Source organism: Arthrobacter sp. GAS37, from assembly GCF_044908325.1.
Lineage (GTDB): Bacteria > Actinomycetota > Actinomycetes > Actinomycetales > Micrococcaceae > Arthrobacter > Arthrobacter ramosus.
On the sequence record NZ_JBIYDB010000027.1, the window covers coordinates 32,729 to 53,345 of the forward strand.

Genomic DNA, 20,617 nt, shown 5'->3' on the forward strand with positions numbered 1-20,617 from the left:
GAAAAGGAACAAAAATGTCCGTCATCACCGAAACAAAGTTGGAATTCGCAAAGCTCGGATCCCGCATCGGCGCCGAAATCCGTGGCTTCGACCTCAGCGGCGATCTCTCCCCGGAAACCGCGGGGCAGATCCGGGCCGCGCTCAACGAACACAAGGCCCTCGTTTTCCGCGAGGCCAACATTCTCAGCGACGAGGCCCAGGTGAAATTCGCAAGCCATTTCGGCCCGCTCACCACGGCGCATCCGACCGTGGCCTCCGTGGAGGGCGAAGAGAACGTACTGCCCGTGGACAGCGAAAACGGTTCGGCCAACAACTGGCACACCGACGTCACATTCGTGGTCAACCCGCCACAGGCTTCCACCCTGCGCAGCATCGACCTTCCGTCGTATGGAGGCGAAACCCTGATTGCATCTTCGGCGGGAGCGTACGCGGACCTGCCGGACGAGCTCCGGAACTTCGCGGACACGCTATGGGCGATCCACACCAACGACTACGACTACTCGGTGCCGAAGAACCTGAAACATGAGAATGCCGATGAGCGCCGCAAGGAATTCACGCGGATCAAGTTCGAAACCGCCCACCCCGTGGTGCGTGTCCATCCCCTGACCGGCGAGCGCGGATTGTTCATTGGGGGCTTCGCGCAGCGCCTGCGGATCGTGGGGCTTTCCAACACGGAGTCGAAGGACATCATCCGCTTGCTGCAGGCCTACGTCACCCGACCGGAGAACGTGGTGCGCGTGAACTGGGAACCGAACCAGTTGGTGCTCTTCGACAACCGCATCACCCAGCACTACGCCCCCGACAACTACGACGGCCAGCCGCGCAAGCTCAACCGCGTGACTGTCGCCGGCGACATCCCGGTCGGTGTGGACGGCAAGCAGAGCCAATCGATCCAGGGTGACTCAAGCACCTATTCCGTTGTCGCACCGCTGTAGTAGCACGCATGTGTTGTTGTAGCTGCCTTAGCCCAACTGACTCGCAGTTGTTGTCGTTATGAACCCTCAAAACGACAACAACTGCGGGTCAGTTGGGCTTAACGCGCTTAGGGGAGCTTGCTGCCCCGCGCAGCCACCCACAGGCCGTACCACTCGGTCCGCGTCATGGCTGCGGCAACTGCGGCAGCATCCGCGCAGGCATCGATCCGCGCCGGGTTGGAACTGCCCAGCACCGGGGAAATACGTGCCGGATGCTTCATGAGCCACCCCAACAACACGGCCTCAGGAGTGACACCCTTTGCGTCCGAGAGTTGGGCGACAAGAGCGGAAGTCGCAGTGTCCGCAGCAGTCGGGAAAACCGGCGTCGAGCCCGTGTACCTGCCCTGGGCGAGGGAACCGTAGGCCTGCAGCTCAATGCCCTGGCCGACGCAGTGCTCCAAAGTGCCGTGCGGGAAACTGTAGCCGAGGGCGTCGTCGTGGTTGACCAGGACGGTGCTCTCGAGCCAGGCCCGTCGGTGCAGGCTCATTTCCAGCTGGTTGGCCACGATCGGCACCTCAAGCTGGTCCTGCAGGAAGGCGATCTGCGCGCCGGACATGTTGGACACGCCCAATTGCCGCACCTTGCCTTCCGCGATGAGCTGCCCGACGGCGGACGCCACCTCCGCGGGTTCCATCAGCGGGTCGGGGCGGTGGAGCAGCAGCACGTCGACGTAGTCGGTCCGCAACCGTTCCAGGCTTCCATTGACCCGTTCCAGGATGGAGTCCTTGCTCAGGTCGTAATGCCCTTCGACTCCGGGCTGGCCGAGCCGGATTCCGCACTTGGTCTGGAGCTGGATTTTCTCCCGCAGCCCTGGCGTCCTGGCCAGGACTTCACCGAAGACTGCCTCGGACTTACCGCTGCGGTAGATGTCGGCGTGGTCGAACAGGGTGATCCCGATGCCCATGGCGGCTTCGATCGCAGCCGCGGCCTGATCGACTTCGGCAGCGCCGTATTCGCTGCCCTCCCAAGGACCTCCGAGGCCCATGCAGCCATAGATGAGCCGGCCGGACGCGATTTTGCTTTTTGCAGTCATTTTCAAACTCTTTCACATGCAACTAACCCGCAGTTGTTGTCGTTTGCAGCCTTCAAAACGACATTAACTGCGGGCCAGTTGGGTCAGCGGTCAGGGGTGGTAGGGGACTAGACGATCCAGGCCGTCGTGTTTGCCGGGAGCTTGCCGCCGTCGAGCGGTGCGCTGCTCACGACGACGGTGCCTTCCGGAAGTGCCACCGGCTCGGTGCCGAAGTTGGTGATCGACTGCCAGCCGTTGGGCCGCGCGAAGTGCAGCACGGACTCGTTGCTGGAGGGGATCCATTCAAGATCCTCGGCCGCCCGCAGTTCCGAACGCAGTTCGAGGGCCTTGCGGTACAGCTCCAGCGTGGAGCCGGGAACGTTCTCCTGCGCCTCCACGGCGTAGCCCGCGAACCATTCAGGCTGCGGCAAGTGGGCATGTCCATCGCCGAAGCCGAACGACGAGCCTTCACTGGTCCACGGCAGCGGGACACGGCAACCATCGCGGCCGACGTCGACTCCCGGGTTGCGGAAGAACGCGGGGTCCTGGCGCTGGCCGGCCACGATGTCACCGACTTCCTGCAGTCCCAGTTCTTCGCCCTGGTACAGGTATGCGGAGCCCGGCAGGGCGAACATCAGCAGCGACGCGGCGCGGGCACGGCGCAAGCCGAGTTCGGCGTCGACGTCGGCGGCCGAACCGCCGTCGAGCAGCCATGCCTTGCCGTCCTGGCCCAAGCCGTCACGGCCACCACCCGCGGGCAAGCCGTAGCGGGTCGCGTGCCGGACGACGTCGTGGTTGGAGAAGACCCAGGTCGAGGAAGCACCGGATGCGGCGGCCTCGCTCAGGTTCTTCGTGATGATCGTGCGGAACTGGCCTGCATCGAAATCGGCCTGGAGGAGGTCGAAGTTGAAGGCCTGGCCCAGTCCCTCGGGGCTGGCGTAGCGGGCGCGGCGGTCCGCGTGGACCCACGCTTCGGCGACGGCCGTCCGTGGCGGGTTGTACTCGTTGAAGACCCTGCGCCACTCAGCGTAGATCTCGTGCACCTCGTCGCGGTCCCAGAACGGGTGGGCGCCCAAAGCGTTGTCGCCTTCCTTGGGCAGCTCGGTCTTGGAGGGCAGCACCTCCGGCAGGTCCTTTGTGAGGGCATGGGCGACGTCGATGCGGAAGCCGTCCACGCCACGGTCGGACCAGAAGCGCAGGGTCTTCAGGAAGTCCTCTCGGACCTCGGGGTTGTCCCAGTTGAAGTCCGGCTGCTCCTTGGTGAAGATGTGCATGTACCACTGCCCGGGAGTGCCGTCCGGTTCGGTGATGCGTTCCCAGGCCGGGCCGCCGAAAATCGAGTCCCAGTCCGCCGGGGGCAGTTCGCCGTTCTCACCCAGGCCGTCGCGGAAGATGTAGCGTTCACGGGCTGCCGAGCCCTTCGGGGACGCCAGAGCCTCCTTGAACCATTCGTGCTGGTCCGAGGAGTGGTTCGGGACGATGTCCGCGATCAACTTGATGCCCGCAGCGTGCAGGGCGGCCGCCATCTCATCGAAGTCGACCAGGGTGCCCAACTTGGGGTCCACGTTGCGGTAGTCGTCGACGTCGTAGCCACCGTCAGCAAGGGCCGAGGGGTAGAACGGGCTCAACCAGACGGCGTCAATGCCGAGGGACTTCAGGTACGGAACCTTGGCGGTAATGCCCTTGATGTCGCCCAGGCCATCGCCGTTCGCATCCGAAAAACTGCGAGGGTAGATCTGGTAGACAGCCGCTTGGCGCCACCAGTTGGGATCGGCCATGCGCTCAGAGTCGGTGTGGGTTGCCATGGTGGCGGTGGAGGACAAAGGGAATCCTGTTCTGTGTCGACGTTTCGATGGATGGGACTTTTATTTAGAATCTAAATTTAGTGCCTCAAGTATTATGTGACGCATACCTACAGGAGGTCAACAGCCATGGCTGAAATCGCGACTGCCACTCCGCAGATGCTCCGGCGGTTCAACGCGGCCACCGTGCTCGGAGCCATCCGTTCCTCCAACGCCGTGACTGTTTCGGAGCTGATGGACGCCACCGGCCTGACCCGAGCAACCACCATTTCCGTGTGCGAAGACCTCATGGCCCGGGGCTGGATCCGCGAGCTGGAAAAAGATTCCGATACCTACCAGAAAGGCCGCCCCGCGCGGCGCTTCGAGCTCGACGAAAGCGCCGGCTGCGTCTTGGGAATCGACGTCGGCGTCCTCAAGACCACCGTGGTGGTGGCCGATCTGCGCGGCAGGACCGTCGGACGGGCCAGCGAGCCATTTCGCGCCAGGGAGATCGAAGCGGAGGAACGGATCCGCGTCATCAGCCAAACCGCGCTGCTGGCCCTCGAGGCCGCCGGAGTGGCACCGGACAAGGTCCTTGCGGTGACGGTCGGGCTCGCCGCCCCGGTGGGCCGCGACGGAAACATCCTCGTCAGCCAGCCGTTCTGGAGCCTGTTCGACGTCGGCCTGAAGAAGGCCCTGCACGATCTACACGGATGGGCGGTGATGCTGGAGAACGATGCCAACTTGGCGGCATTGGGCGAATGTTGGCGCGGCGCCGGCAGCGGCGTCCAGGACCTGGCCGTGCTCCTGGCCGGTGAGCGTTTCGGTGCGGGCCTCGTGGAATCCGGCCGTTTACTTCATGGCAGCCGCGGCGGCGCGGGTGAGATGGCCTACTTGGACATGGTGGACGGCGTGGGCTCCGCCGACGGCCTCGCCGCACTGGCCAGGCTATGGGCAGCGGAAGCCTTGGAGGGAAAGTCGAAAACCACGCTACGGACCGCGGCCGAGCCGGGCCGCGAGGTCACCGCACAACACGTCTTCGCCGCCGCTGCCCAAGGTGACAAGGTGGCGCTGGGCATCCTGGACCGGCTTTCGGACCGGCTGGCCCGGGTGGTCTCCACGGTGGCCATCTTGCTCAACCCGGAGCTCGTGGTGATCGGCGGCGCGGTGTCAGATTCGGCGTGGGTCCTTCTTGAGCCGGCCGCGCGGAAGCTGGCTGCGTACACCGCCACTCCCCCGCGGTTGGCGGCATCTCCATTGGGCGATGCGATTGTGGGCATCGGCGCGGTGCGCCACGCACTGGACCACGTAGAGAAGAACTCCTTGGATCTGGTGTTGCGGCGCGCCTAGGCCCCTCAGCGGCTTGTCAGGCCGTTTCCCATCGGCGCCGGCGGCTAGTCCGGCATGGCCATCGTGCGGAGGTCCAGCTGGCGCAGCACGCGGTCCGCCACCTCGGGATCCATCCCGGGCTCGCTCCGCGCCGCGACCACTTCCTGGCGCGCGGCGTCGAGGGCTATGGTCTGGACTGCGATCGCCAGTTCCCTGCCGCGTTGGCGCTTCTCAGCGTCCGACTCATTCTTCAATGTCCCGTCAAGCAGCTCGGCATGCAGGCGGGTCATCTTTTCCTTGACGAGGGCCACCTTGTCCGCCGGCAACTCCTTCATTAGATCGTGTTCCTTGAGCGCAGAGATGGCAGCGGTCTGGGCGCGTTTGGCCAAGAGCCTTGCGGCGTCCTTTTCGTGCGAACCGTCTTCAGATGCCTTGAGCACGCGCATGAGCCACGGAAGGGTCAGCCCCGGCAGCACCAGGGTGGCGAGGAGTACGGCGCAGGCGATGACAAGGATCTCGTGCCGGGCAGGGAAGTCGCTGCCGTCGGCAATAGTCAGCGGAAGGGCCAAGGCGAGTGCGAGCGTCGCGAGGCCCCGCATGCCGCACCAGGTCAGGATCAGGACCTCCTTGGGGGAGGTGGGCTGCAGGAGGTTCTTCCGTTTGCGGGCCGAGATTGCCAAAAGCCCGAGCCACGCGAACCGGACAACGAACACGAGCACGCACACCGCCACGGCCGGGCCAATCATGCCGTAAATGGCTGCGCCTTCGTCCCGGATCACATGCCGGATCTCCAGCCCCACAAGGCCGAACGCCAGGCCCGTAGCAAGGAGTTCCACTACATCCCAGAATGCGGTGCGCGTGACGCGCTCCGCCGCGTCCTGCGACCGCGCATGCCGCTGTGTCTCGAGGGCGGTGACGACGACGGCGATCACCCCCGAGGCGTGCAGCTCTTCAGCCAGGATGTATGCGGCGAAAGGAATCACCAGGGTCACGGCGCTTCGGGCCACCATGGAGGTGACCAGCTTGGTGATCAGCCTCGTCAACCAGCCCATCGCGATGCCGACAATGACGGCCAGGGCAGCACCGATGACGAATTGGAGCACGACGCCGGCCCCCAGCTTGGTGCCGGAGACCGTCGCCGCCACCGCCGCCTGGAAGATCACGATCGCGGCGGCGTCGTTGAACAGCCCTTCGCTCTGCAGCACGGTGATGAGCCTGCGCGGCATGTGGACGCGGCCGGCAACGGATTCAACCGCAACGGGGTCCGGCGGAGCCACCATGGCACCGAGTGCGATCGCCGCAGGAATGCCGATCCCTGGAATCATCAGCCACGCGGCTCCGGCAACGGCCGCCGTCGAAACCACAACCAGCGCCACCGCCATGAGCAGAAGCGTCCGCCAACGGACCCGGAAGACCGCCCAGGAACTCTTCTGGGCGGTCGCGAAGAGCAACGGAGGGAGGAAGATCGGGAGGATCAGTTCAGGCGCAAGCTCAAAGTCCGGGAAGCCCGGGATGAAGGCCATCGCCGCAGCCAGCAACAGCATCAGCACCGGGTACGGGAGCCGCAAGCGGTCCCCCAAGCCCACGGCCACGACCGTTGCAAGCAGCAATCCAACAATGAGTGCCAACTGGTCCATGTTCCCGATTTCCCCAGACGTCGTAGCGGCAGCGTCCCGGGCACCTGCCGAGGGACTTGCCCTACCAACATATCCCGGTAGGTGCCGTCCCGGCTCGGCAGGTGCAGCAGGGTGCGGCTAGGACGCCGTGAGGGCCTCGACCACAGGTACCGAGCCGTCCCTGAACTCGATGGTGCGGCGGATGGTCTCGGGCAGTTCCAGGACGGCGGCAGCCACCAAGGCAACATTGGCCCGCGAAGTTTCGGTCCCGGTGCCCGGGTCTGCGGGGCTTACCTCAATGAGCGCAGACCCAGGATTGCTGGTCAGCGCACCCGGGCCAAGGATCGTCCAGTCGAGATCAGTCGCGCGCAGGTACTCGTCCGCGGCGGCCTTGGCATCCGCGTAGGCGTAGAAGCTGTTGTCCTCGGGAACGCCATGGCTGGGTCCTGCGCCGAAGTAGGACACCATCACATAGCGGGCCACGCCCGTTTGCGCCGCGGCATCCATCGAGCGGATGGCGGCGTCCCTGTCCACTGCATAGGTACGTTGCGGATTCCCTCCGCCTGCCCCGGCGGACCACACCACGGCGTCGTGGCCGTCAAGTGCAGAGGCGATCTCCGCCGTCGTCGAATTCTCGACGTCGAGGACTACCGGGGCGGCACCCGTCACTTCGACGTCGGGGGCGTGTTCCGGATTGCGGATGAAGGAAGTGACCGCGTGACCTTCGTCGCTCAGGATGCGGGACAGTTGCAAGGCCACCTTGCCGTGGCCGCCGATGATTGCGATTCGACTCATGGACCCATTCTGTCGCAGTGGTCAAGCCCTCCCCAAGACGGGATAATTCTCGAAAAATCGGCTCGCTTCTGCGCTTAGCTCTGCCTATTTCCCAGAAATCCCCGGAAATAAATATGACCAGCGTTCCTCGAAGGCCGTCCGTGCAAAGGGGTGCGGCGGGCCGAGGATCGAGTGCCGGCGCCGCCACTACGCCACTACGCCACTAGTGAGGGAGCCAAAACGAGTGTTCGACGTAGGCGTGGAAAGAAATTCAAGTGGCATTCACTCGTGTGCAGGAAATTTCGAATTCGTAGACTCTAGGCACCTGCGCAGGAAAAGGAAATCTCTTTTATTCATCCCATTGATGGATTTATCCAGAAGTGAGGGATTGAGAGACTCATCCGTGCCGCGCACTTGAGCAAAAGAGTCTCACGGAGCACCCTCTGTGCACCTGCGTATCACCTTCCCGGTCAGCCGACCCACCCCCCAAACGATGAAACACACCGGGACTTGAGATGTACCAGCAGGAGTATGGGCACAACAGGATCGGCGGAGGCGGCGCCTTCACCCTGATATCCACAGGGTTGAGAACCCTCACCAGGTACAAGGCATCGATAATCACGTGGATGCTTGTGGCAGCGCTCGTCTTTGTTGCCGTAGTTACGCAAGACCACACACCAAGCGTGTCGCAGGCCGGTATCAGCGTCACGGTCGCCCCCAGTGCGGGTTCCGGGGCCGCGGCGGCGAGCGCCACTGCGAGCGCGACGTCGACCCAGGGTCCCGTTCCGCTGCCGACGCCTGCACCCGTCGCAGCTGCAGCGCCTCAAACCGGAGCGCCCGCATCCGCGCCCGCGCTTGTCCCGGCACCGACCGCGGTGGCAGCGCCATCCGTGCAAGCACCAGCACCGGCGCCTGCACCCGCGCCAGCACCTGCACCTGCACCGGTCGAGGCGGCCGTGAACACGCCTGCCCCCGATTCAAACACCTACACAGTTGTAAGCGGCGACACCGTAGGCTCGATAGCCGCCAGGTTCGGGGTGGACGTCAACGGGATGCTGGCAGCCAACGGGCTTGGCGCATACTCGGTCATCGTGCCGGGACAGGTGCTGAAGTTGACGGGACCGCCGGTCGCTGCCGCGACCCCACCGGCTTCAACCTCTGTGGCAGCGGCAGCCGCTCCGGCTCCGGCGGTTCGGACCATCTATGTTGCGGGTTCAGGTGGCCAGGCGGCTGTGGACAGTTGCATTGGGCCGATCCACTTCACCCCCACGGACGCCTATTCGCTCTTCATTACCGAACATGATTTCTGCGGTGGGTGGGCACGGTTCTCGGGCATCGGCGTCGGCGAGACGGTGAGCATCCCCGGATACGGTACGTACACAGTGACAGCACGCGGCCAGGTGCCGCTGGGTGGGACCACCAACAATGTTGCAGCAGTGTTCGGCGGCTTTCCTCGGGCGGTACTGCAGACGTGCATCCCCGGCACCAGTCAGATGCTGGTGATCGCACTCAACTAGGTCCGGTTCCGGTGACGGCGGGCAGCATTGGCAACACGCGTCCGATTTTGCTCGATGATTCCCTCGGCCGCAGGCGCCGGGGCCATGATTCCAAGGCGTCGGATTTTGCCAACTCGAATGACTTAGCAGAATCCGACGCCACGCACTGAAGATCCAACCCGAAGCTTGCGCAACGCTGCGGAGGACCAGAATCTGTATCCGCGCCCACAACTACACACGTTCAACCCCTCACCGTCCACTGTGGGGGGCCGTTTTCGTGTCTTGAGCTGTTCGGCGAGCTGCCAGTTAGGGGGTGCGATCCATGAGGTAGCTTAGGAGCTAAAGCTCTGAATACCGTCTCGGCGATGGTCGTAGGCGGGATTATTCAGGCACACATGGATGGGGCCATGAGCGAATTAGATATTGCTGTAGTGATCGAAAACGACGCGGACATGCGCAACATGCTCGAGGGAGTGATGCTCCAGTCGGGATTTGAAGTCCATACAGCAGCCGACGGCCGCGAAGGCGTTGAAGTTGTCCGAGACAAGAAACCCGCTGTTGTGACCTTGGACGTTGGGTTGCCGGACGTTGACGGATTCGAGATCCTGCGCCGCATCCGCCGGTTCAGCAACGCCTACATCGTCATAGTCACTGACCGAAGCGACGAAACCGACTTGCTCACTGCTCTCCGCTCCGGAGCCGACGGCTTCATCACCAAGCCCTTCCGGCCGCGGGAGATGCGGGCCAGAATCGCGGCGATGATGCGCCGGCCACGGCCGGGACCACCCCCGGCCAGGTGAGCTCCTCAGCCGCTGAGACGGACCACTTTGGCGCCGAGGTCGGGACCACCCAGGGTGAAGTTGCTCAGGCTGGTGAACTGTACGAATTTGCCGATCAGGCCTTTGCAGCTGCCCTTGCAGCTGGGGGAACCGTTGTTGTTCCAGCTGTGGCCTGGGAAATTGAAGCCAAGGAGCTGGAACGCGGCGAAGCCCTTGATGTGGTAGTTGCCGTTGCTGTCGACGTCGTCGAAGACGGGCAGAATGATGACCTGGTTTTCCAGGGAATCAAACACGGCCGAGCACTGCCCGGGTTCGCTGACACCCTGCTTGGACGGAACCAGAGGGTTGGCCAATGAAACTGTCACCCCGCACTTTCCGGTGTCGGACTGCAGCCAGCCGAACCCTCCGGGGATGATGTGACCCGACGGGCTGGAACTGACACAGGTCGTGGTTCCGTGGATCGGCAGGACCTGGATCGCTCCGGACAGGTCGAACTGGCACTCGGAGAAGGTGACCGGCAGGGTGACCGTCCCGCCGTAGGGGGACCCCCACTTCGCCGTGGACTCGGCCTTGACGTCGGTGCGGTTCACGCCGAAGATCCTTGCCAGACCCAGGGAGACTCCGCTCCCGTTGGCGTCCTGGGCCGAGACATCGACGACGACGGTGCCGGGGCTGGGGAAGGCCGGGGCGGCCGCGTTGGCAAGGCCGCCGTCGGCGTTCGCCTTGGCCAGCTGCAGGGCCTTCCCCGCGGCGGCCGGGGTGCACAGGATCGTGCCCCGTGTCGCGCAGTCTTGGGCGATCGCCAAGGCCCCCGCATCGGCTCCGTTCTGGAGTTTCGCCTTCGTGGCGTAAAGGTTGCCGACGTCAATGGCGATGGCTCCGAAACCCAGCAGCACCACCATGAGCAGGGCGATCAGGACAGCTGCGGCACCGCGTTCATCAGTATCTTTCAAACCCGCCCCCAGCCAGTGTCCTTTGGGGCCGCCGGGTTCGGCGGAGACCCTTCCGCAATCATAGGGCAATAGACGCTTCAGAACAGGTGCCCGAGTTCCTATTGCAGCCTCGAGGACCCCGGGGGGCGAAAGGCCCTCACCACCCCTTTAGGGGATGATTTGGTGTTAACGCTCACACAGGTCGATTGTCCGGCGTCACACCCTGGACGCTTCCACCCGGACCTCTTTACGGCCCTCGCAGTAGACTCATCGGCCGGGGCACTGAGAACAACACGTTGCGCCCGTGTCCACGCGCGAACGCGGGCACTTCATGGCTTTCGCCCTTGTCTTAGTCCAGCATCACGAACACTGGTGCGACTCCCGGGCTTGAGTCGCACCTTCCACGGCCGCCGGATCCACCGGAGCCACGACGGGTCCGGGAGCAGGCGAGCGCGTAGGCTTCCAGAACTTGCCTTCTTCCACAGCCAGAGTGTGACATCCCCGGCAGATAATCGGGGGCTGTCCCCTGGCCAAGATGTGCCGTCTCAGAACTCGCTCTATAACCGCCATTTTGGGAGACTGAAGCAAGACCTGAGATTGGGGCGAACGTGGACGGACAACAATGGATCTGGGTTGCGGCGGTGCTAATCGTCGCGGCGGTGGTAGCCATTGTTATGGCCTTTGGACGCCGGTGACACACTGAAGGGCCACCCACATGACGTTGGTGGCCCTTCAGTGTGTCCTCTGGTTTGGACTAGGCGGGGACGTCGAACCGCTGGCCTTCCGGCTTGCCCGGAAGGAACATGAAGATCAGCAACGCCAGGCTCCCGAGGAACGGAACGAGCCCGATGAGGATCATCCAGCCGCTGAAGTTTGCATCGTGCAGTCGGCGGACGACGAGGGCCACGGACGGGACGACGACGGCCAGGCCCCAGATGACCAGGAGGACGACACCGACGATCATGCCGGGACCCGGGACCATGGACCCGGAGTCGCTGACGGTTGCGCCCGCTGAGCCAGCCACGGACATGATGATGTTCAGCACGATGATGACGACGCCGGAGATAAGGGCCCACCACCAGTATTCGCTGCGGCTGGCCCGGCCGGTGAAGGTGGCGTACTTCTTGAAGAACCGGCGTGCTGCCTCACCGATGGGCGCACCGTAGTACGGGGCCCAAAGCGGGACGGCACTTCCAAACTGGGTGGTCTGTTGCTGCTGGTGCGACAATGGATCTCCTAAATAGACGAGTGATGACGCTTCATCGTAGGGGTCAAAGCCATCCGCCAAGTTGTCTCGCAGATGAAATTCCGGTGCGGCGTGTCGGAAATGTCGATGAGTCTCGAGCGTTGCGTTTCTTTGCGTGCGTGCCAAGTAGGACAGTCTGACACCATAGACAGACAATTAGCAGAGGTAGCGGGCTCAGGCGGCCTGTTGGATGAGTTCGGGGCCGTTGTTCCGCACGTAGCTGACCTTATCTCTGACCACGCGAGGCACAAGGTGAGGTTCCGGCTGGCCGGAAATATAAAGATGGCTGCAGTCATGGCTATAGTTGGCCGATTTGCAACGATAACGGGAATGAAAAAATCCCCGCCGTAGCGGGGATTTTCTTGGTAGCGGTGGGGAGGCTCGATCTCCCGACCTCACGATTATGAGTCGTGCGCTCTAACCAACTGAGCTACACCGCCACGAATGAGAAAAACCCATGCCAAGCCGGTCAAAAACCGCCTTGACACAGGCCCTCATTCAGAGCCCCCCACCGGAATCGATCCGGTGACCTCGTTCTTACCAAGAACGCGCTCTACCACTGAGCTAGGGGGGCAACGAGTAAATACTCTACCGGACGATTTCTCAGGCCACAAATCGGCTGCGGGACAGGGAAAAACGGCGCCGACACAATTTGCAAAGGCCCTCTCCCTGATGCTCTTCCCAGCCAACACCGTCGCGCGTACATTGGAACGGGGGTGGCCTCAGGAAGGTTTTACCATGTATGCAAGGGTAAGCAACTACTCCTTCGACGGCGATGGGGAAGCACTTCGCAAGGGGTTCGATGACGCCATCGAAGGCGTAAAGCAACTCGCAGGACTGACAGGGGCGTATTTCTTGTTGGACGCGGACTCCGGGACAGGCATGAGCATCACGCTTTGGGACACTAAGGAAGCGATAGAAAGCAGCGTCGAGGCAGCCAACCGGCTCCGTGCCGACGCCACACAGCCTTCGAACACCACAATCGTATCCGTCAAGCACTACGAGGTAACTAGCACCATCTAGCGGCGGACCCAATCGTCCTGCGAAGCAGGTCCCTAGGGCAGGCGGAGCACTTGGCCCGGGTAGATGTGGTCCGGGTTGGGCACGGTATCCGCGTTCGCTGCGATCAGGGCATCCAAGTCAACGCCGAACTGCAAGGCGATGCCGCTCAGGGTATCGTCTGCCTCCACTACGACTTCGGCGACCTGCGCTCCACTGGCGGCGGGAGCATCGCCGTCGGACACCCCGGCGCCCGGAGCCGCGAGAGCTTCCGCTGACGGGTCCGGCCCGGCAGTTTGGACCGTCTCCCCCGTTGAGGCTTCAACAGCCTCCTGCGGGGCCTCCGAGGCCCGTCCAGCCGCCTTCCGCTCGGACCTGTCGAAACCGAGGTTCTTCTTCAACCCATCGAGGAATCCCATGAACCTACCTTCCACACCCGTGGTCAACCAACGCCCGAAGCCCCGGCGTCCGTAGCAAGACCGATCCTACGCATCCAGCCCCACCTCTCAAAGGCCGAACTGTTCCTGGAGCAGAAATTCACGTTCCCGCCGGCTTGGGTTCAGGGTGGGCCCGCACCGTCTTCCCCTTCTTTGGTTTGGGAAAGCGTTTCCGACACGGCGAGTCCGTCATTCATGGGCCTTTGGGCCGGCAAACATGGGGAAAACGGTACAGCCTAGGCGCGGTGCCCGTGGCCACCGATAAACCTAGGCCGCCGTTAAACAGCCAGAGGCCGGCTCGAAAGCCGGCCTCTGACCAAAAACCCAGGAACTAGTCCTGTTTACCACTTACCCTTGCGGTTGAAATCGCGGTTTCCTGCGTCGCCGCCAGTGCGCGGCTTGCGTGCGCCGTTGCCGCCGAAGCTGCCCGTCCCCGTACCGGCGCTGCTGCGCTCGCTGTAGGAACGGCCGCCGCGGTCGGCGGAGGTACGCTCGCCACCGGAGTAGCCGCCACGGTCAGCGGAAGAACGCTCGCCACCGGAGTAACCACCACGGTCGCCTTCAGTCTTACGGAACTCCTTCTTGAAGCCACCGTTGCCCTTGAAGTTTCCGCCACGGTCTCCACCGGAGTATCCGCCACGGTCACCGCCGCGGCTGCCGCCGGAGTAACCGCCGCGCTCGCCGCCACGGTCAGAGGCCGGCTTGCGACCGTTGTCCAGCTCGAGGTGGATCAGCTCGCCGCCGATCCGGGTGCGGGACAGTGCACGCAGTTGCTCGGGGCTCAGGTCCGCCGGAAGCTCCACCAGGGAGTGGTCCGAGCGGATGTCGATGCCGCCGATCTGTGCCGAGGAGATGCCGCCTTCGTTGGCAATGGCGCCAACGATCGAACCCGGCATGACGCGCTGGCGGCGTCCGACGGCGATCCGGTAGGTGGCGTTGCCCTCGGTCAGGGTGCGGGTCGGGCCACGTGAACCGAAGCCGTCCTTGGAGCGCTCGCGCTTCTGGAATTCCGGTGCAGCCGGCAGTTCCTTGACCAGGAGCGGCTGGCCGCCCTGTGCCATGACGGCCAGTGCAGCGGCGATCTCCGAAGCCGGAACGTTGTGCTCTTCTTCGTAGGAGGAGATCAAGTCACGGAACGCGGCCACGTCCTCAGACTCGAGGGTCTCCGTGATCTTGTCCGCGAACTTACCCAGACGCAACGTGTTGACCGTCTCGGCGGTGGGCAGGTGCATCTGCTCAACCGGCTGGCGGGTGGCCTTCTCGATCGAACGCAGCAGGTACTTCTCCCGCGGCGTCATGAACAGGATGGCGTCGCCGCTACGGCCTGCGCGGCCGGTACGGCCGATGCGGTGGACGTAGGACTCGGTGTCGTGCGGGATGTCGTAGTTGACCACGTGGCTGATGCGCTCAACGTCAAGGCCACGGGCCGCGACGTCGGTGGCCACCAGGATGTCGATGCGGCCTTCCTTCAGTGCGTCGACAGTCCGTTCACGCTGCTGCTGCGGAATGTCACCGTTGATCGCGGCGGCCTGGAATCCGCGGGACTTCAGCTTGTCGGCCAGGTCCTCGGTAGCCATCTTGGTGCGCACGAAGGCTATAACGCCGTCGAACTCTTCCACCTCGAGGATGCGGGTCAGCGCATCGAGCTTGTGCGGGCCCATGACCTGCAGGTACCGCTGGCGGGTGTTGGCGCCGGTGGTGGTCTTGGACTTGACCGAGATCTCGGCCGGGTTGTTCAGGTACTGCTTGGACATGCGGCGGATCTGACTCGGCATGGTGGCAGAGAACAGCGCGACCTGGCGGTCTTCCGGGGTCTGCTGGAAGATCTGCTCAACGTCCTCGGCGAAGCCCATGCGGAGCATCTCGTCGGCTTCGTCCAGAACGAGGTACTGCAGCTCGGACAGGTCCAGGGAACCCTTGGAGATGTGGTCGATGACGCGGCCCGGGGTACCGACAACAACCTGTGCACCGCGGCGCAGGCCAGCGAGCTGCGGGCCATAGGCGGAGCCACCGTAGACAGGGAGAACCGTGAAGTCATCGATGTGCTTGGCGTACGAGGTGAAGGCCTCGGCAACCTGGAGCGCAAGCTCGCGGGTCGGAGCGAGAACCAGGGCCTGGGTCTTGCGGGACGGGCCGTTGAGGTCGTGGAGTTCGGCCAGGCGGGACAGAGCCGGTACTGCGAATGCTGCAGTCTTACCGGTGCCGGTCTGGGCGAGGCCAACGACGTCGCGGCCTTCGAGCAGCAGCGGAATGGTTGCTGCCTGGATCGGAGACGGCTTCTCGTAGCCCACGTCCTGCAGTGCGGCCAGGACACGGGGGTCGATTCCGAGGTCGACGAAGCGGATGCCCTCTTCCTCTTCCTCGGCGGGTGATTCGGCCTGAGCCGCAGCCGGGGCCGAAGCCTCAGCGGGTGCCTCAGCAAAGGCAGGTGCCTCAGCAAAGGCAGGTGCCTCAGCAAAGACAGGAGCCTCAACCGGGGCCGGAGCCTCAGCGGGCGCTGCAGCCTCGATGAACTCAGCGGCGGGGGCAGTTTCGGCGATCTCGACGGCGGTCTCTGCTGCTTCGGCAGACTCGGCGACGAACGGGTCGTTCAGGTTTTCGGGCATAGGGGAAAGTTTCCTCATCCATAGGGGGCCAGTCGGCGCGGCCCGGTTGGGCTTGGCCGCAGTACACGTTGCGGGCAGAAGAACCAGGAGGTTCTGGTGCTCGCAAGAAGTCCGGCGCTGTCGCAATCCCATGGCAGGACTTCCCGCTGCATCTCTTGGCTGCTATCTCAGCAGTCTGTACAGCGTTTTCTTCGCCCGGCTCTCCCTATGAAACTGCCCACACACATTTTGCGGGCCCCAACACTGACCAGTCCTGCCTCAAGAATTGGGCAGGAAAAAGGGATTTCCGGAGTGGGGGATATTCCAAGTGTAGGGCACAGATTGCTCCCGTGGCGACTTAACTGCCGACGGCGACGGTGAGCTTGCGCACAAACCCGCTCCGAGCGACCTCAGGACCGCCCTTCAGGACGGCCGTCCGAGGGTAGTTTTCAGGCGTCCACCCCGTTGCGGCGCATGAGCTTTTCGAAGGTGTCGTGGTAGTCGGACTGCAGCAGGACCTCTCCGTCCGCCTCGGCGTCGAGAAGCAACTGCATGTCATCGAGGTTGGGGTTGCTGAACCATTGCCCCACCGTGATGCCATGTTTCGGCACAAACAGTTTGTGGATGTAGTCGCCGGCCGAAATGGTGCCGGTCTTCACGACGCGCAGGTAGGTACCGACCCGCCCTGCTTCCGTGAAGCGCTTGACCCACTGTGGTTCATTCATGCGGCGCTGGAACGTTGCGCACGGCACTCGCGGGGATGTGACCTCAACTTCGACGTCCAGGCCGATCTTCCACCGTTCGCCGATCACGGCACCGCTGGTCTCGATTCCAGCAACGCGGAGGTTCTCCCCGAAGATCCCGGGAGGCATGTCCCGCTGGAGTTCATTCGCCCAGTAATCGGCATCCGCCTGGGAGTACGCATAGAGCGCTTGGTCCTCGCCGCCGTGGTGGATCCGGCTCGCCTGGATGTCTCCGTGGATTCCCAGCTTGTGGACCTTCACCGGTCCGTCGACGGGGCGCTTGTCAATGGCCGTCACTCCTACCGACCCTTCAGGATCGGGCAGGAGCTCGTATACCCGGCAAACAGCAAGCAACGATGCGGTATCCATGACTACAGTCTACGTACGCAGCTACGGATCGAAGCGATATCCCATGCCGGCCTCGGTGTGGAGGTGGCGGGGCTGTGCAGGGTCGCGTTCGAGCTTGCGCCGGAGCTGGGCAACGTAGACACGCAGGTACTGGGTCTCCTTGGCGTAGGCCTGTCCCCAGACCTGGGTGAGGATCTGCTGCTGGCTGACCAGCCGGCCGGCGTTGCGCACCAGCAATTCCAGGATGTTCCACTCCGTGGGCGTCAGCCGCACTTCTACGCCGTCTTTGGTGATCTTCTTTCCGGCCAGGTCAACCAGGAAGTCGGCGGTCTGGAGCGTCGGCACCTCGTGCCGGGGCGCCGCGCGTCGGGAGGCGGCACGGAGCCTGGCCAGGAGTTCGTCCAGGCCGAAAGGCTTGGTCACGTAGTCGTCGGCTCCGGCGTCGAGGGCCTCTACTTTGTCTTCCGAACCGTGCCGGGCGGACAACACGATAATGGGCATACTGCTCCAGCCGCGGATTCCTTTGATCACATCCACGCCGTCCATGTCCGGCAGCCCAAGGTCGAGCACCACGATGTCCACGGGCTGCTGGGCCGCCGCCTTGAGTGCATCTGCGCCGTTGCCGACCGTGATGGCACGGTAGCCGTGGGCATGGAGATTGATTTGCATCGCCCGGGCGATCTGCGCCTCATCTTCCACGATCAGCACGAGGTTCAAGGCCGCCCTCCCGTCCACAGAGGGAGTGTGACCACCATGGTCAGCCCGCCTCCCGGCGTCGCCTCAGCCATGAGCGTACCGCCCATGGCCTCGGTGAATCCCTTGGCGACAGCGAGTCCCAAGCCGATTCCGCTGCGACCGTCCCGGCTGGATGGAGAATCATCGAGTCGTTGGAATGGCTGGAAGAGCTCCAGGACTGCCGCGGGTGCGATCCCCCAACCGTGGTCCATCACCCGCAGTTCGCTGGCAGGCCGGCCGTCCACCGTGATACCCGCACCGGTCCGAGCCACCAGCACAACATCGGAGTCAGGCGCGTATTTCACCGCGTTTTCCACGAGGTTCGCCACGACGCGTTCCAATATCCCGGCGTCGGCCTCTATATACGGAAGGTTGGCCGGAAGCTCGTTGCGGATGCGCTCCCCCGGCACGCCCCGCAAAGCCTCCGGCATGATCTGGTGCCAGCCGAGTCCGCGCAGCAGCGGGTTCACGGCATCTGCGGTGATTCGGGACATGTCCAGCAAGTTGTCCACCAGGTGATCCAAGCGGTCCGCGTAGTCCTCGATCGTGGCCAGTAGTTCGCGCTCGTCTTCCGGCGCAAAGGTCACGTCTTCCTGTCGCAGGCTGCTGACAGCAAGCTTGATTCCCGCCAGAGGAGTGCGGAGGTCATGGGAGACAGCGCGCAGGATGGAGGTCCGCATTTTGTTGCCTTCCGCCAGGCGCACGTTGTCCTGCCTGCTCTTGACGAGCTGCTGGCGCTCCCGCAACGCCACCACGAAGGCGCCGAACGCGGCGAGCATGCGGCGATGCTGTTCGGATAGCGGCCCGCCCCGGAGCAGGAGCGTGTAATTTGGATCGACGACGGCGGCATGGTCGGCGGCCGCATGGGTCACCGGCGGTTGAAGCCCGGAGCTTGCAAGGACCTGCCAGTTGGGCCCGGGGGCGTCCGGCGAATCGAAGGTGGAGAGCAGCGTCACCGCCTCCATGCCGAGGTTGACGCGGATCTTGTCCAGGAAAGACTCGAGGCTGCCGTCCGAGCTCAGGATACGAAGAGCCAATTCGCTGAGGGCTCTTGCCTCGGCGCCGGAATGCGCGGCTTCCTGGGCCCGTCGGGTGGCCAAACCGACGGCGAGCGCCACGCCGCACGCCACAGCAAGGAAGATGACCAGAGTGAAAAGCGTGGCGGGATCCGCGATGGATAGGGAGCCCACCGGTTCGGCCGAAAAATAGTTCAAGAGCATACTGCCGAGGACGGCGGACACCACGGCCGGCCACAACCCCCCGATTGCGGCAACCGCGGCGGAGACGGCCAGCTGGAAGAGCATGATCATGGCGAAGTTCCGGTATTGCAGCGCGGATACCACGATCTCGATGGCCGAGGGTAGCAGCAGGGCCAGGACGAGGCCCGCCAGAATGCGGCGTCGCCCAATCCCCTTGGCTGCCCGAAGCTGCAGCCCTATTGCGTTCACGTCCGCGGCGGCCATGGCTCAATTCTGGCACGGCGCAGGTGGCGCGCCGGCGTCGGCGGTTCCTGCAGGACGCTGCGGGGAACATGTCCGGCCTTAGGATGCTGGCATGAGCCATTCAACGACGAATACCTCCGATGTCCTTGCCCTCGATTCCCTCTTGAGTTCCGAGGAACTGGAGCTTCGCGAGAAGGTACGCGATTTTACGGACCAGCGGATCCGGCCGAACATCGCCCGCTGGTACGAGGACGCGGTGTTCCCCCGGGAACTGCCGTCGGAACTCGGCGAACTCGGCGTCCTTGGCATGCATCTGGAGGGCTACGGCTGCCCGGGCCGCACCGCCGTCGAATACGGCCTCGCCGCCATGGAACTCGAGGCCGGCGATTCCGGCATCCGCACCTTCGTATCCGTCCAGGGCTCCCTGGCCATGACGGCGATCCACAAGTGGGGCAGCGAAAAGCAGAAGGAGCAATGGCTACCGCGCATGGCTGCCGGAGAACTGATCGGCTGTTTTGCCTTGACGGAGCCGACGGCGGGCTCGGACCCCTCGTCCATGGCCAGCTTTGCGCGCCGCGACGGGACGGGCGACGACGCCGGCTGGGTGCTGAATGGTTCGAAGCGCTGGATCGGGATGGCCTCGATCGCCGACGTCATGGTGGTGTGGGCAAACACGGACGACGGTATCCGGGGCTTCCTGGTTCCGGCCGGCACTCCGGGAGTCACCGTGACTGCCATCGGGGCGAAGCTCTCCATGCGTGCCTCGATCCAATGCGATGTGGTGTTCGACGCCGTCCGGCTGGGTCCGGAGACCCTCCTCCCGGGTGCCCAAGGCCTCCGCGGCCCGTTCTCCTGCCTCAACGAGGCGCGATACGGCATTGCTTGGGGTGCCATGGGCGCGGCCCGCGACTCCTACGAGGCCGCGCTCGAATATGCCGGAACCCGCATGCAATTCGGCAAACCCTTGGCCGGCTACCAATTGACCCAGGAGAAGCTCGTGAACATGGTCCTGGAGATCCAGAAAGGCACCATGCTCGCGCTGCATCTTGGACGACTCAAGGATGCAGGCAAACTGCAGCCGGAACAGATCTCGGTGGGCAAGCTCAACAATGTGCGTGAGGCAATCAAGATCGCCCGCGAAGCCCGCACCATTCTGGGTGGCAACGGAATCACACTGGACCACCCGCCATTGCGCCATGCCAACAACCTGGAATCCGTGCGCACCTACGAAGGGACGGACGAGGTACACATGCTGATCCTGGGCCAGCACATCACGGGCGTCCCGGCTTTCCGCTAGACGATATGAAGTGAATGCAGATCCTGCCCGTCCGGGCCGGCCATTATCGCCGGGGGCGGTCCGGCAGCGCCGGCTTGGTGTGATCCGTTCC

At 63.9% G+C, this 20,617-nt stretch carries 16 protein-coding genes, 2 tRNA genes and 1 pseudogene; 6 read left to right on the forward strand and 13 right to left on the reverse strand.

All coding sequences use genetic code 11. The features are described from left to right. Positions 1-14: 14 nt before the first annotated feature. The gene (locus ABH924_RS18120; protein WP_404501027.1) at positions 15-935 is read left to right on the forward strand and encodes a TauD/TfdA dioxygenase family protein; all 921 of its coding nucleotides are present in this window, start codon (positions 15-17) and stop codon (positions 933-935) included. A gap of 107 nt (positions 936-1,042) precedes the next feature. On the opposite strand, the gene ABH924_RS18125 is transcribed toward ABH924_RS18120, so the two are convergent. Both ABH924_RS18125 and ABH924_RS18130 read right to left on the reverse strand, forming a co-directional pair. After that, positions 1,043-2,008 carry an aldo/keto reductase family oxidoreductase gene (locus ABH924_RS18125; RefSeq protein ID WP_404501028.1) on the reverse strand — a complete coding sequence of 322 codons (966 nt, stop codon included), beginning with the start codon at positions 2,006-2,008 and terminating at the stop codon, positions 1,043-1,045. A 107-nt stretch (positions 2,009-2,115) separates the two neighbouring features. Beyond that, on the reverse strand, positions 2,116-3,810 hold the full coding sequence (locus ABH924_RS18130; RefSeq protein WP_404501030.1) for a glycoside hydrolase family 13 protein: 1,695 nt from the start codon (positions 3,808-3,810) through the stop codon (positions 2,116-2,118). A 108-nt stretch (positions 3,811-3,918) separates the two neighbouring features. On the opposite strand from ABH924_RS18130, the gene ABH924_RS18135 reads away from it, so the two are divergent. After that, positions 3,919-5,118, forward strand: a complete 1,200-nt coding sequence (locus ABH924_RS18135; RefSeq protein WP_404501032.1) for an ROK family transcriptional regulator — start codon at positions 3,919-3,921, stop codon at positions 5,116-5,118. Between the two features lie 44 nt (positions 5,119-5,162). Here ABH924_RS18135 and ABH924_RS18140 read toward each other — a convergent pair whose 3' ends face one another. Together ABH924_RS18140 and ABH924_RS18145 are read right to left on the reverse strand one after the other, a co-directional pair. After that, entirely contained in the window at positions 5,163-6,734 is a 1,572-nt protein-coding gene (locus tag ABH924_RS18140) for a Na+/H+ antiporter (protein WP_404501034.1), read from the reverse strand. 117 nt (positions 6,735-6,851) lie between these two features. After that, positions 6,852-7,508 carry an NAD(P)H-binding protein gene (locus tag ABH924_RS18145; RefSeq protein ID WP_404501036.1) on the reverse strand — a complete coding sequence of 219 codons (657 nt, stop codon included), beginning with the start codon at positions 7,506-7,508 and terminating at the stop codon, positions 6,852-6,854. A gap of 494 nt (positions 7,509-8,002) precedes the next feature. On the opposite strand from ABH924_RS18145, the gene ABH924_RS18150 reads away from it, so the two are divergent. Then, entirely contained in the window at positions 8,003-9,004 is a 1,002-nt protein-coding gene (locus tag ABH924_RS18150) for a LysM peptidoglycan-binding domain-containing protein (RefSeq protein ID WP_404501038.1), read from the forward strand. Positions 9,005-9,390: 386 nt separating this feature from the next. Continuing rightward, positions 9,391-9,759 (forward strand): annotated as a pseudogene (locus ABH924_RS18155) (response regulator transcription factor); the annotation flags it as partial. Between the two features lie 29 nt (positions 9,760-9,788). Here ABH924_RS18155 and ABH924_RS18160 read toward each other — a convergent pair. The 4 genes from ABH924_RS18160 to ABH924_RS18175 all read right to left on the reverse strand — a co-directional run bounded on the left by ABH924_RS18160 (position 9,789) and on the right by ABH924_RS18175 (position 12,514). Then, positions 9,789-10,715 (reverse strand): TadE/TadG family type IV pilus assembly protein, encoded by a 927-nt coding sequence (locus ABH924_RS18160; protein ID WP_404501040.1) that lies wholly within the window; start codon positions 10,713-10,715, stop codon positions 9,789-9,791. 733 nt (positions 10,716-11,448) lie between these two features. Next, positions 11,449-11,922, reverse strand: coding sequence for a DUF805 domain-containing protein (locus tag ABH924_RS18165; protein WP_404501042.1), 474 nt, complete (start codon positions 11,920-11,922; stop codon positions 11,449-11,451). Positions 11,923-12,303: 381 nt separating this feature from the next. Beyond that, a tRNA-Met gene (locus ABH924_RS18170) sits at positions 12,304-12,380 on the reverse strand. 62 nt (positions 12,381-12,442) lie between these two features. Then, positions 12,443-12,514, reverse strand: a tRNA-Thr gene (locus ABH924_RS18175). Between the two features lie 164 nt (positions 12,515-12,678). Here ABH924_RS18175 and ABH924_RS18180 point away from each other — a divergent pair. Beyond that, positions 12,679-12,963 carry a hypothetical protein gene (locus ABH924_RS18180; RefSeq protein ID WP_234748995.1) on the forward strand — a complete coding sequence of 95 codons (285 nt, stop codon included), beginning with the start codon at positions 12,679-12,681 and terminating at the stop codon, positions 12,961-12,963. 32 nt (positions 12,964-12,995) lie between these two features. On the opposite strand, the gene ABH924_RS18185 is transcribed toward ABH924_RS18180, so the two are convergent. From ABH924_RS18185 to ABH924_RS18205, 5 genes are all read right to left on the reverse strand, one after another. Then, a complete protein-coding gene (locus ABH924_RS18185) occupies positions 12,996-13,358 on the reverse strand; it encodes a LysM peptidoglycan-binding domain-containing protein (RefSeq protein WP_404501044.1) in 363 nt (120 codons plus the stop codon). Positions 13,359-13,717: 359 nt separating this feature from the next. Continuing rightward, positions 13,718-15,982 (reverse strand): DEAD/DEAH box helicase, encoded by a 2,265-nt coding sequence (locus ABH924_RS18190; protein WP_404501046.1) that lies wholly within the window; start codon positions 15,980-15,982, stop codon positions 13,718-13,720. 428 nt (positions 15,983-16,410) lie between these two features. Next, the gene (locus tag ABH924_RS18195) at positions 16,411-17,073 is read right to left on the reverse strand and encodes an MOSC domain-containing protein (RefSeq protein ID WP_234748992.1); all 663 of its coding nucleotides are present in this window, start codon (positions 17,071-17,073) and stop codon (positions 16,411-16,413) included. Positions 17,074-17,094: 21 nt separating this feature from the next. Then, entirely contained in the window at positions 17,095-17,769 is a 675-nt protein-coding gene (locus ABH924_RS18200; protein WP_404501052.1) for a response regulator, read from the reverse strand. After that, positions 17,766-19,250, reverse strand: coding sequence for an ATP-binding protein (locus tag ABH924_RS18205; RefSeq protein WP_404501048.1), 1,485 nt, complete (start codon positions 19,248-19,250; stop codon positions 17,766-17,768). Before ABH924_RS18205 ends, ABH924_RS18200 begins: the two co-directional genes overlap by 4 nt. 91 nt (positions 19,251-19,341) lie before the next feature. On the opposite strand from ABH924_RS18205, the gene ABH924_RS18210 reads away from it, so the two are divergent. Further along, positions 19,342-20,526: an acyl-CoA dehydrogenase family protein gene (locus ABH924_RS18210; protein WP_404501050.1), complete on the forward strand. Its 1,185-nt coding sequence runs from the start codon at positions 19,342-19,344 to the stop codon at positions 20,524-20,526. Positions 20,527-20,617: the final 91 nt, after the last annotated feature.

Excerpts from the sequence above, each read along its gene's own strand:
- ABH924_RS18120 (WP_404501027.1), top strand. The coding sequence starts at position 15 with ATGTCCGTCATCACCGAAACAAAGTTGGAATTCGCAAAGCTCGGATCC.
- ABH924_RS18125 (WP_404501028.1), bottom strand. The coding sequence starts at position 2,008 with ATGACTGCAAAAAGCAAAATCGCGTCCGGCCGGCTCATCTATGGCTGC.
- ABH924_RS18135 (WP_404501032.1), top strand. The coding sequence starts at position 3,919 with ATGGCTGAAATCGCGACTGCCACTCCGCAGATGCTCCGGCGGTTCAAC.
- ABH924_RS18140 (WP_404501034.1), bottom strand. The coding sequence starts at position 6,734 with ATGGACCAGTTGGCACTCATTGTTGGATTGCTGCTTGCAACGGTCGTG.
- ABH924_RS18145 (WP_404501036.1), bottom strand. The coding sequence starts at position 7,508 with ATGAGTCGAATCGCAATCATCGGCGGCCACGGCAAGGTGGCCTTGCAA.
- ABH924_RS18150 (WP_404501038.1), top strand. The coding sequence starts at position 8,003 with ATGTACCAGCAGGAGTATGGGCACAACAGGATCGGCGGAGGCGGCGCC.
- ABH924_RS18180 (WP_234748995.1), top strand. The coding sequence starts at position 12,679 with ATGTATGCAAGGGTAAGCAACTACTCCTTCGACGGCGATGGGGAAGCA.
- ABH924_RS18185 (WP_404501044.1), bottom strand. The coding sequence starts at position 13,358 with ATGGGATTCCTCGATGGGTTGAAGAAGAACCTCGGTTTCGACAGGTCC.
- ABH924_RS18190 (WP_404501046.1), bottom strand. The coding sequence starts at position 15,982 with ATGCCCGAAAACCTGAACGACCCGTTCGTCGCCGAGTCTGCCGAAGCA.
- ABH924_RS18195 (WP_234748992.1), bottom strand. The coding sequence starts at position 17,073 with ATGGATACCGCATCGTTGCTTGCTGTTTGCCGGGTATACGAGCTCCTG.
- ABH924_RS18205 (WP_404501048.1), bottom strand. The coding sequence starts at position 19,250 with ATGGCCGCCGCGGACGTGAACGCAATAGGGCTGCAGCTTCGGGCAGCC.
- ABH924_RS18210 (WP_404501050.1), top strand. The coding sequence starts at position 19,342 with ATGAGCCATTCAACGACGAATACCTCCGATGTCCTTGCCCTCGATTCC.